Source organism: Micromonospora sp. URMC 106 (assembly GCF_051386395.1).
GTDB lineage: Bacteria > Actinomycetota > Actinomycetes > Mycobacteriales > Micromonosporaceae > Micromonospora.
The window spans coordinates 25,898-36,458 of the sequence record NZ_JBPQTP010000070.1 but is presented as its reverse complement, the minus strand read 5'-3'; the positions used below and the strand labels follow the sequence as shown (position 1 = coordinate 36,458).

Annotated in this window: 9 protein-coding genes and 1 pseudogene; 3 read left to right on the top strand and 7 right to left on the bottom strand. The window is 74.7% G+C overall.

Annotation, left to right across the window (positions count from 1 at the left end):
• Window positions 1-105: 105 nt before the first annotated feature.
• Entirely contained in the window at window positions 106-426 is a 321-nt protein-coding gene (locus tag ACSNOB_RS20960; protein WP_436688165.1) for a hypothetical protein, read from the top strand.
• A gap of 80 nt (window positions 427-506) precedes the next feature.
• Here the strand turns inward: ACSNOB_RS20960 and ACSNOB_RS20955 are convergent, their stop codons facing one another.
• From ACSNOB_RS20955 to ACSNOB_RS20945, 3 genes and pseudogenes are all read right to left on the bottom strand, one after another.
• On the bottom strand, window positions 507-1,769 hold the full coding sequence (locus ACSNOB_RS20955) for an acetyl-CoA C-acetyltransferase (RefSeq protein ID WP_436688160.1): 1,263 nt from the start codon (window positions 1,767-1,769) through the stop codon (window positions 507-509).
• 123 nt (window positions 1,770-1,892) lie between these two features.
• Complete coding sequence (locus ACSNOB_RS20950; protein ID WP_436688164.1) at window positions 1,893-2,696, bottom strand: SGNH/GDSL hydrolase family protein; 804 nt, start codon at window positions 2,694-2,696, stop codon at window positions 1,893-1,895.
• Window positions 2,685-3,745, bottom strand: a pseudogene (locus ACSNOB_RS20945) (SGNH/GDSL hydrolase family protein); the annotation flags it as partial. The gene ACSNOB_RS20950 and the pseudogene ACSNOB_RS20945, both read right to left, overlap by 12 nt.
• A 148-nt stretch (window positions 3,746-3,893) precedes the next feature.
• Here ACSNOB_RS20945 and ACSNOB_RS20940 point away from each other — a divergent pair.
• Both ACSNOB_RS20940 and ACSNOB_RS20935 read left to right on the top strand, forming a co-directional pair.
• On the top strand, window positions 3,894-4,250 hold the full coding sequence (locus ACSNOB_RS20940; protein WP_436688159.1) for a YkvA family protein: 357 nt from the start codon (window positions 3,894-3,896) through the stop codon (window positions 4,248-4,250).
• Between the two features lie 77 nt (window positions 4,251-4,327).
• Window positions 4,328-5,698, top strand: a complete 1,371-nt coding sequence (locus ACSNOB_RS20935) for a cystathionine beta-synthase (RefSeq protein WP_436688158.1) — start codon at window positions 4,328-4,330, stop codon at window positions 5,696-5,698.
• Window positions 5,699-5,752: 54 nt separating this feature from the next.
• On the opposite strand, the gene ACSNOB_RS20930 is transcribed toward ACSNOB_RS20935, so the two are convergent.
• From ACSNOB_RS20930 to ngg, 4 genes are all read right to left on the bottom strand, one after another.
• Window positions 5,753-6,262, bottom strand: a complete 510-nt coding sequence (locus ACSNOB_RS20930; RefSeq protein ID WP_436688157.1) for an N-acetyltransferase family protein — start codon at window positions 6,260-6,262, stop codon at window positions 5,753-5,755.
• A complete protein-coding gene (locus ACSNOB_RS20925; RefSeq protein ID WP_436688163.1) occupies window positions 6,259-7,188 on the bottom strand; it encodes a ribonuclease Z in 930 nt (309 codons plus the stop codon). The genes ACSNOB_RS20930 and ACSNOB_RS20925 overlap by 4 nt, the downstream gene beginning before the upstream one ends.
• 390 nt (window positions 7,189-7,578) lie before the next feature.
• Entirely contained in the window at window positions 7,579-8,763 is a 1,185-nt protein-coding gene (locus ACSNOB_RS20920; RefSeq protein WP_436688156.1) for an osmoprotectant NAGGN system M42 family peptidase, read from the bottom strand.
• Window positions 8,760-10,559 carry an N-acetylglutaminylglutamine synthetase gene (ngg, locus tag ACSNOB_RS20915; RefSeq protein WP_436688162.1) on the bottom strand — a complete coding sequence of 600 codons (1,800 nt, stop codon included), beginning with the start codon at window positions 10,557-10,559 and terminating at the stop codon, window positions 8,760-8,762. The genes ACSNOB_RS20920 and ngg overlap by 4 nt, the downstream gene beginning before the upstream one ends.
• Window positions 10,560-10,561 lie beyond the last annotated feature (2 nt).

Here is a 10,561-nt window from a genome sequence, read left to right as displayed (position 1 = left end):
CAGGAGATCACCACGACCAGCGCGATCCCGGCCAGCGCGGTGCCGGCCAGCGCGGCGGGCAGCCACGGCGCCGGCGGGCGGGGCGGGTTCGTAGACTCGACGGCGATGAGCGCAGGGGAACTGGACCGGGCGGTGGAGTTGCTGGTCCGTCAGGTGGGGCACTGGCAGCAGCCGCGCTGGGCGGCCACGGCCGCCGGTGGCAACGTGTCGCGGGCCGACCTGGTGCACCGGCTGGTGCAGGAGATCGCCAACCTCGCCGCCGACGCCGAGGGCGGGCCCCGGCGGGTGGTGCCCCGGCTAGACAACGACCTCGCGCTGCCCGACCAGCTCCGGGTGGTGGCCGCCGACCTGGTCGCCGCGGCCCCGCCGCCCGAGGTGCTGGCGCGGGCCGCCGCCGAGGTGACGGCGACCCGCGGCGCGCTCTAGTCCGCCGGTCCGGCGCGGCCCGTCCGCGGGGCCGGCCCGCCCCGTGCCCGTCCGCCGCTGTCGGCGGACGGGCTCCGGTGTCAGCTCAGGCGTTCGATCACCATGGCCATGCCCTGGCCGCCGCCGACGCACATGGTCTCCAGGCCGATCGTCTTGTCGTGCCAGTCGAGCGCGTTGAGCAGGGTGCCGGTGATCCGGGCGCCGGTCATGCCGAACGGGTGCCCGACGGCGATCGCCCCGCCCATCACGTTCAGCTTCTCCAGCGGGATGTCGAGCTGGCGGTACGAGGGGATCACCTGGGCGGCGAACGCCTCGTTGATCTCCACCAGGTCGACGTCGTCGATGGTCATGCCGGCCCGCTTGAGCGCCTGCCGGGTGGCCTCGACCGGGCCCAGGCCCATGATCTCCGGCGAGAGGGCGGTCACGCCGGTGGAGACGATCCGGGCCAGCGGGGTGATCCCGAGGTCCTTCGCCCGCTGGGCGCTCATGATCACCACGGCGGCCGCGCCGTCGTTGAGCGGGCAGCAGTTGCCGGCGGTGATCCGGCCGTCCGGACGGAACACCGGCTTAAGGCCGGAGACCGCCTCCAGGGTGACCCCGGGGCGGGGGCCGTCGTCGGCGCTGACCACCGTGCCGTCCGGCGTGGTGACCGGGGTGATCTCCCGGGCCCAGAAGCCGTCGGCGATCGCCTTCTCGGCGAGGTTCTGGCTGCGTACGCCGAACTCGTCCATGTCGGCGCGGGTCACGTCGTACACCTGGGCCAGGTTCTCGGCGGTCTGCCCCATGGTCAGGTAGATGTCCGGCAGCTCGCCGGCCTCGCGCGGGTCGGTCCAGACCGGGGCGCCGCCCTGGGCGCGGGCCTTCGAGCGCTCGGCCGCCGCCGCGAAGCGCGGGTTCTCCCAGCCGCCACCGACCAGCGCCTGCGCCTCCGGCGGGAGGCCGTCGGAGTTGCCGCGGGCGTACCGGGAGACGGTCTCCACGCCGGCGGAGACGAAGACGTCACCCTCGCCAGCCCGGATCGCGTGCATCGCCATCCGGGTGGTCTGCAGCGAGGACGCGCAGTAGCGGGTCAGGGTCGCGCCGGGCAGGGTGTCCAGGCCCATCAGGGTGGCGACCACCCGGGCCATGTTGAAGCCCTGCTCGCCGCCGGGCAGGCCGCAGCCCAGGTAGAGGTCGTCGATCTCGCTCGGGTCGAGCTGGGGGATCTTGTCCAGGGCGGCCCGCACGATGGTCGCGGCGAGGTCGTCCGGACGGACGTCGCGCAGGGACCCCTTGTGCGCCCGGCCGATGGGGGAGCGGGCGGTGGCGACGATGACGGCGTCGCGGGACGACTCAGTCGGCATGCACCAACGTTAACCCGTCGGTAACTTCACGCGGAAGCTGCCGGCCGGCCGGGAAATGTCACGTCCGGCAGGGGGCGCGGCGCCCGCGGAGCCGGGCCGCGCGCCCGGACGGGCCGGCCGGCGCTAGTGGCGGGAGGCGACCGCGGCGGCCGCCGCGACGGCGGGCAGCAGGGCGTGCGCCCAAACCCGGTAGCCGTCGGCGGAGGGGTGGTAGCCGTCGTGGCACAGCGTGCCGGCGTCGGCCCGGAACACCGGGCCCGCCTCGGTGGCCAGGTCGACCACCGTGCCGCCGGCCTCGAGCACCGCCGCCGTCTGGGCGCGGGCGACCCGCCGCCCCGACCAGCCGACCACGTGCCGCAGCGGCGGCGCGATCGCGCGTACGGCGCCGAGGTCGGGGCAGGTGCCGACGACCACCTCGACCCGGGCCTCGCGGAGCCGGTGGACGGCCGCCCCGAGGTAGGCGGCGGCGTCCGCCGGCCGACGCAGGGTGGTGGCGTCGTTGGCCCCGATCAGGATCACCGCCACGTCGGGACGCTCGCCGAGCAGGGCCCGGGCCACCTGCGTGGCCAGGTCGGTCGAGCGGGAGCCGGAGACGCCGACGCTGGACAGGTGCACCCGCCGGCCGTTCGGACCCTCGGCGAGCAGGTTGGCCAGCTGGCCGCCGATGGTGTCGTCGAGGTGCTCGACCCCGACGCCGAGGGCGGACGAGTCGCCGAGCAGCACCAGGCGCAGCGGCGGGGCGCCGGTGCGACCCACCGTGGCGCGCAGCGCCAGCCCCAGCTCCGGCTGGGCGTACTGGCGGTGCCGGGCGACGAAGGCCTGGCCGGCGAGGACGGCGGCGCCGCCGACCGTGCCGGCGATCAGGGAGAGCGTCGCGGCCCGACCCAGTCGACCGGCGAGCCCCGAGGGGATGAAGCGCTCGCTCATGCCAGTCCCTCCAGTGTGGCTGAGTCGGCGGCCGGACCGGGTTGCGGCACCGCGCCGACACCGAAGAACGCCCGTCGGCGCAGTTGCGCCCACCGGCCGGCGGGACCGCGTTCGCGCCCCCGCACCCGCGTGCCGCTGACCTCGGTGCCCGGCTGCCGGGCCGCCTCCTGCGCGGCCGCGGGCAGCGAGCGTACGCCCTCGTCCCGGGCCGGCGCAGGGCGCCGCTCCTGCCCGGTGCCGAGCGCGGAGAGCACCGTCGGCAGCAGCGCGGCGGCGGCCACCGCGTAGCCCTCCGCCGAGGGGTGGAACCGGTCCCAGGCGAACATCCGCGTCGGCTCGGCGGCGAACCGGGGGCCGAGCAGGTCGCCGAGGGAGACCGTCCAGCCGCCGGCCTCGACCACGGCCACCGTCTGGGCGGCGGCGAGCTGCCGGCTCCAGCGCCGGGCCAGCCAGCGCAGCGGCGGCTGGATCGGCTGGATCGCGCCCAGGTCGGGGCAGGTGCCGACGACCACCTCGCAGCCGGCGGCGCGCAGCGTGCGGACCGCCTCGACGAGATAGCGCACCGCCAGGCCGAGCGGCGTGCGGTTGGTCACGTCGTTGCCGCCGATCAGGATCACCGCGACGTCGGGCCCGCACTCCAGCGCCGCCTCCACCTGGTGCTTCAGCCCGGAGGAGATGGCGCCGACCACGGCGAAGCGGTGCAGCCGGACGGGCCGCTGCAGGCGGCGGGACAGGCCGGTGGCCAGCAGCGCGCCCGGCGTCTCCCGGCGGCGGTGCACGCCGTAGCCGGCCGCCGACGAGTCACCGAGCACGACCATGGTGACCGGCGGGCCGGGCAGCTTCGCGCCGTAGACCCCGTCGCAGCGGGGCGGCGGCGCCTCGGCCATCGGGATCGTGCGGCGCGCCTGCCGGGCCTGCCCGAGGAGCACGCCGCCGGTCGCCACGGCGGCCGCCGCGGTCGCGCCCGTGCCGATCGCCGCGAGGCGGGCGATCTGCCGAGCGCGCTGCCAGCGCGAACCAACCGGGACGACGGAACCAGCGACCCCCATACAGCGACATTATCGCGCCGGCACGACACGCCGCCGTCGTCGTGTCGGCTCGCGGGTGGCTGGAAGGCGACGGTCCTGGGTACCTGTTCGGGTGCGCGGGCGGCAGTTGCGCCGGCACGTCACGCTGGCACGCGGAGAGGGGCCGAACATGGGGAAGACACTGAAGCGGAGCGCGGCGTTCAGCGCGCTGGCGAGGGCGCTCGCGGCCGGGTCGCGGGGCGGCCCGTCGCTCGGGGCCCGGCTGGCGGCGTTGCCCCGGATGATCCGGGCGACCGCCCGGGGGGAGTACGACGGCGGGCTGCGGCTGGCGCTGATGACCGCCGCGACGGCGTACATCGTCTCGCCGGTCGACCTGCTGCCGGAGATCCCGCTGGCGATCTTCGGGCTGGCCGACGACGCGGTCATGGTGACCTGGCTGGCCGGCAGCGTGCTCGCCGAGACCGAGCGGTTCCTGGAGTGGGAGACCCGTCGCAGCTCCACGATCCCCGGGCACGTGGTGTCCTGAGCCGACGTACCCTGGGGCGTCGAGAAAACGTCTGCCCGGCCGCCGCCGGCGGCGCCGGAGGAGAAGGGCACAACGAGGTGCGGTACTACGACAACGTCGTCGAGCTGATCGGCAACACCCCGCTGGTACGGCTGCGCAACGTCACGGCCGGCATCCAGGCCACCGTGCTGGCGAAGGTGGAGTACCTCAACCCGGGCGGGTCGGTCAAGGACCGGATCGCGCTGCGGATGGTGGAGGACGCGGAGAAGGCGGGCATCCTCCAGCCCGGCGGCACGATCGTCGAGCCGACCAGCGGCAACACCGGCGTCGGCCTGGCCCTGGTGGCCCAGCTCAAGGGCTACCGGTGCGTCTTCGTCTGCCCCGACAAGGTCAGCCAGGACAAGCAGGACGTGCTGCGGGCGTACGGCGCGGAGGTGGTGGTCTGCCCGACCGCCGTGGCGCCGGAGGACCCGCGCTCCTACTACAACGTCTCCGACCGGCTGGCCCGCGAGATCCCCGGCGCCTGGAAGCCCAACCAGTACAGCAACCCGGCCAACCCGCGCTCGCACTACGAGACCACCGGCCCGGAGCTGTGGGAGCAGACCGGGGGCGGGCTCACCCACTTCGTGGCGGGCGTCGGCACCGGCGGCACCATCTCCGGCATCGGCCGCTACCTCAAGGAGGCCTCGGAGGGGCGGGTCAGGGTCATCGGCGCCGACCCGGAGGGCTCGGTCTACTCCGGCGGCACCGGCCGGCCCTACCTGGTCGAGGGCGTCGGCGAGGACTTCTGGCCGGAGACGTACGACCGGGGCGTCGCCGACGAGATCGTCGAGGTCTCCGACAAGGCGTCGTTCGAGATGACCCGGCGGCTGGCCCGCGAGGAGGGGCTGCTGGTCGGCGGCTCCTGCGGCATGGCCGTGGTGGCCGCCCTGGAGGTCGCCCGCAAGGCCGGCCCGGACGACGTGGTCGTGGTGCTCCTGCCGGACAGCGGCAAGGGCTACCTGTCGAAGATCTTCAACGACACCTGGATGGCCCGGTACGGCTTCCTGGACAACTCGGGCACCGAGCCGACCGTCGCCGACGCGCTGGCCAGCAAGCCGGGCGGCCTGCCCGAGCTGGTGCACGTCCACCCGACCGAGACGGTCCGCGACGCGATCGACTACATGCGCGAGTACGGCGTCTCGCAGCTGCCGGTGCTCAAGGCCGAGCCCCCGGTGGTCACCGGCGAGGTGGCCGGGTCGATCGCCGAGAAGGACCTGCTCGACGCGCTGTTCACCGGGCAGGCGCACCTGCACGACACCATCGAGCGGCACATGGCCGAGCCGCTGCCGATGATCGGCGGCGGGCAGCCGGTGAGCGAGGCGGTGGGCCTGCTGGAGAAGTCCGACGCCGCCCTGGTGCTGGTCGACGGCAAGCCGAAGGGCGTCCTCACCCGGCAGGACCTGCTCGCCCACCTCGGCGCCCGCTGAACCACCGACCGACAGACACGTACGGCCCCTCCGCGGCGGAGGGGCCGTACGTCGTCAGAGGGGGCGGGCGTACCGCAGTTGGTCGGTGACGGCCGCGCCGATGTGTTCCTCCCGCCGGGAGCCCTCGGGGGTCCAGCCGCCGCGTTCGTAGAAGCGGCGCGCGTCCGCGTTGCCCTCCAGCACCCAGAGCGCCGCCCGGGACCGGCCGCGCGAGCGCATGGCGGCCAGCGCGTCGACCATCAGCGCCCGCCCGGTGCCCCGGCCGCGCTCGGCCGGATCGAGGTGGATGGCGTTGAGCAGGCCCGTCGCCGGGTCGCCCTCGTCGTCGGGGCCGAGATAGCTGAAGCCGACCAGCCGCCCGTCGCGTTCGGCGACGGTCATCCGGTGGTCGTCGCGTTCCCAGCGCCAGCGTTCGACCCAGTACCGTCCCATCGCCTCCGGCCCCGGCTCGGCCAGCGCCTCGGGCGGCAGGAAGGACGCGTACGTCGCCACCCGGGACCGCTGGTGCAGGGCGCCGACCGGCATCAGGTCGACCTCGGTGGCCGGGCGGAGGATGACCGTCATCCGGCCGAGGCTACCCGCCGGGGCGGGACCTGCACGGTGGTCAGGTCCTCGGCGATCACCAGGTCGCCGTCGAAGTGCGCGCGAGCCTCGTCGGCGAATCGGCTCGCGTCGGCGTACCGCTGGGAGAAGTGGGTGAGCACGAGCCGGCGTACGCCCGACTCGGCCGCCACCCGCGCGGCCTGGCCCGCCGTGAGGTGGCCGACCTCGGCGGCCAGCGCGGCCTCCGAGTCGAGGAAGGTCGACTCGATGACCAGCAGGTCGGCGTGCTCGGCGAGGGCGTACACCCCGTCGCAGAGCCCGGTGTCCATGACGAAGGCGAACCGCTGCCCCGGCCGGGGCACGCTCACCTCCTCGCGGGTGACGCGGCGTCCGTCCAGGTCGAGGTGGCCGACCCGGATCAGCTCTCCGACCGCCGGCCCGGCGATGCCGTACGCGGCCAGCTTCGCCGGCAGCATCCGGCAGCCGTCCGGCTCGACGAGCCGGTAGCCGTACGTCTCGATCGGGTGCTTCAGCCGGCGGGCCTCCAGCGTGCCGACGCCCAGGGTGATGCGCTGCCCGTCGGCCTCGATCGGCTCGACGCGCAGCTCGGCGGTCTCGTGGAAGGAGCTGGCGTGCCGCAGCCGGGCGAAGTATTCCGCGCCGCCGGCGGGGAAGTGCACCGCCACCGGGTGCGGCACCCGGTCCAGCGAGAGCCGCTGGATGGTGCCGGGCAGGCCGAGGCAGTGGTCGCCGTGGAAGTGGGTGACGCAGACGCGGGTCAGGTCGGTGGCGGTGACCGGGGTGTGCAGCAGTTGCCGCTGGCTGCCCTCGCCCGGGTCGAAGAGGATCACCTCGTCGTCCCAGCGCAGCACGTACCCGTTGTGGTTGCGCTGCCGGGTCGGCGCCTGGCTGGCCGTCCCGAGCACCACCAGCTCGCGCATCGACACGGTGACCTCCGGCTGCTCGCCCGGCACGAGGCGGAAAAGGGTCGACCCCCGGGGCTTCCGCGCTCGCGCGCGGGCCGGCTGGACTGGGCCGGCACCCCGGGGGTCGGGTGGCTGTCGTGGATTCGCCGCACCGCTGCCACACGGTCTCGACGATGGTGCCTGTGCCCGCCTCGCGGCGGACGGGTTTACTGTCGAGGACAGCGGCTAGCGGACAGCCACCTCACGAGTCCGATTGCTATACAAGTCTGGACCACCTCCTTTCCCGTGTACGGCCACGCTATCGAGCCCTCACGCCGCCGGCAACGGATTTCGATCACAGAGCCGGCGGGAATAGCCCGCCGGCCCCGACCGGGCCGGCGACCCGGTCGACCGACCGGGCCGGCGCGGCGGTCAGGAGGTCTCGGCGATGCCGATCGGACCCTCGCGGGGGCCCTCCTCGCTGGCCGGCTGCACCGCCAGTGACGGGAAGTCGGCCAGGTCGCCCTCCGGTTCGGCGTCCCACTCGGGAAAGACCAGGTCGCTCTGGAGGTAGAGGCAGAGCAGTTGGGTGAGCTGGCGCAGCCCGTCGAGGTGGGTGCGCTCGTGCCCGTGGGTGGCGTCCACGCCGAAACCGAGCAGCGCCACCCGGGCGTGCGCCCCGGCCTCCACCGCCGCCGCCACGTCCGAGCGGTAGTAGTCGAAGACGTCCCGGACCAGGCGCACCCCGTGCTCGGCGGCGATCGAGGCCAGGTTGCGGGTCAGGTGGTAGTCGAACGGCCCTACGCCGTCGCCCATCGCCAGGGTGGCCGCGTCCTCCCGGGACTGCTGGCCGGGGGCGACCACCGCCGCGTCCACCGAGACGATCTCGGCGACGTCCGGGTCCAGCCCGTGGCTGGCCCCGTGCCCGATCTCCTCCGTCACGGTGACCAGCAGGTGCGCGGTGACCGCCGGGCGTACGCCGGCGTCGACCATCGCCTTGAACGCGGTCAGCACCGCCGCCACGCCCGCCTTGTCGTCGAGGTGCCGGGACTTGACGTACCCGCTGGGGGTGACCGTCGGGTCCGGCAGGAACGCGACGAAGTCCCCGGCGTCGATGCCGAGCGCGCGCAGCCCGGCGACGTCGTCGACCGGCTCGTCGATCCGCACCTCGACCTGCTCCCAGCCGATGCCCTGGGAGTCGACGGCCTCGTTGTAGCGGTGGCCGCTGGCCTTGAGCGGGAGCACCTGGCCGGTGATCACCCGGTCCAGGTCGTCGGTGAAGATCCGCACGTGCGCGCCCTCGGCGAACCGGGCGCTGTGCGTGCCGATCGGCTTGAGCTCCAGCCGCCCGTTCTCCTTCAGCCGCTTGACCATGCCGCCGATGGTGTCGGTGTGCACCACGATGGCCCGGTCGGCCCCGGTCTGGCGGGGGCCGGGCAGGCAGGCGCTCAACGCGCCGCGCCGGGTCAGCGTGGAGCCGATGCCGAGCGCGGAGAGCCGCTCGCCCACGTACTGCTGCACGTGGTCGGTGCGCCCCGACGGGCTCGGGATCTCCAGCAGCTCCACCAACACCTGCCGCAGGTAGTCCAGGTCGATCTCCAGCGGCCTCGGGCTCACGCGGCGCCTCCCGGGCCGACCGGGGACCAGAGCCGCTGCGGCGCGCGGGTGCCGGGGAAGAGCAGGTCGACGAAGCGTTCGGCGGTCGGCTGCGGCTCGTGGTTGGCCAGGCCGGGCCGCTCGTTGGCCTCGATGAAGACGTGCTCGGGCCCGTCCGGGGCGGGGACCAGCAGGTCCAGCCCGGTGACCGGGATGTCGAGCGCGCGGCTCGCCGTCACGCACGCCTCGGCGATCGCCGGGTGCAGCTCCGCCGTGACGTCGTGGATGGTGCCGCCGGTGTGCAGGTTGGCGGTCTTGCGTACGGTCAGCACCTGCCCCTCGGGCAGCACGTCGTGCGGCTCGTGGCCGGCCTCGGCGATGACGTCCCGGGTCATGTCGTCGAGCGGGATCGTGGACTCGCCGCCGGTGGCGGCGGCCCGGCGGCGGCTCTGCCGCTCGATCAGCTCGGCGATGTCGTGCACCCCGTCGCCGGTGATCGAGGCGGGGCGGCGGACCGCGGCGGCCACCACCTCGTGGTCGATGACGACGACCCGCAGGTCCTCGCCGGTGCGCATCTCCTCGATCAGCACGTCGGGGCAGAACCGGGCGGCCAGTTCGACGGCGGCGGCCAGCGCCTCGGGGGTCCGTACGCCCACCGTGATGCCGTTGCCCTGCTCGCCCCGTGCCGGCTTGACCACCACCCGGCCCACCTCCGCGAGGAAGGCGGCGTCGCCGTCGTCGCCGGTGGCCGTGCGCCCGCGCGGCACCGACAGCCCCGCCTCGGCGAGGATCCGGCGGGTCACCCGCTTGTCGTCGCAGCGGCTCATCGCCACCGCCGAGGTCAGCTCCGACAGCGACTCGCGGGTCAGGATCGTCCGTCCGCCGTTGCTCAGCCGCAGCTCACCCCAGGCCGGGTCGGTGACCTCCACCCGGATGCCGCGCCGCATCGCCTCGTCGGCGACGATCTTCGCGTACGGGTTGAGCTGGTCGTACCCCTCGGGTGTGGCGGGCAGGAAGAGCCGCTCGTTGATCGGGTTCTTCCGCTTCACGCAGAGCGTCGACGTCCGGTAGAAGCCGAGCCGCTCGTAGAGCCGGATCGCCCCGGCGTTCTCGGCGAGCACGGACAGGTCCACGTACGCCCGGCCGCGCGCGACCAGCCGGGCGGCCAGCGCCGTGATCAGGGCCTGCCCGGTGCCGGGCGGCGCGGTGTTGAAGTCGACGGTGAGGCACCACAGGCTGGCCCCGTTCTCCGGGTCGTCGAAGACCGCGACGTGGTCCACGCCGGTGATGGTGCCGACCACCTCGCCGGTGGCGTCCTCGGCCACGAGGTGCAGGAAGCGCTCGGTGCGGGCGTTGGCCACGAGCACGTCGACCGGGGCGGTGACCATGCCGTTGCGGGCGTAGATCCGGTTCACCGCGTCCGCGTCGGCCGCGTCCCGCAGCGGGCGGATCGTCAGCCCCGGCACGTCGTCGTCGGCCGGCCGGTCGCCGTCGAGCGGCAGCCGGTAGGTCAGCGACGGGTCGATGAACAGCTCGTCGGGCAGCCGGGACACCAGGACGTGCGGGTCCCGCAGGTAGATGCAGATGTCCCGGGAACCGGCGGCCTCGGAGCGCAGCACGGCGGCGACGGCGGCCTGGTCGGTGAAGGTCTGCCCGAAGACGAGCCGGCCCCAGCCGCAGTCCAGCACCACGTCGGTGTCGCCCTCGCGGGTGGGGGGCTCCGGCGTGCCCGGGGCCATGGGGTCGCCGCCGGGCCCGACGGGCTCCCGCCGGCGGGGGTCGCGGAACCGGCTGGTCCGGGCGGAGCCGGTGGCCATGG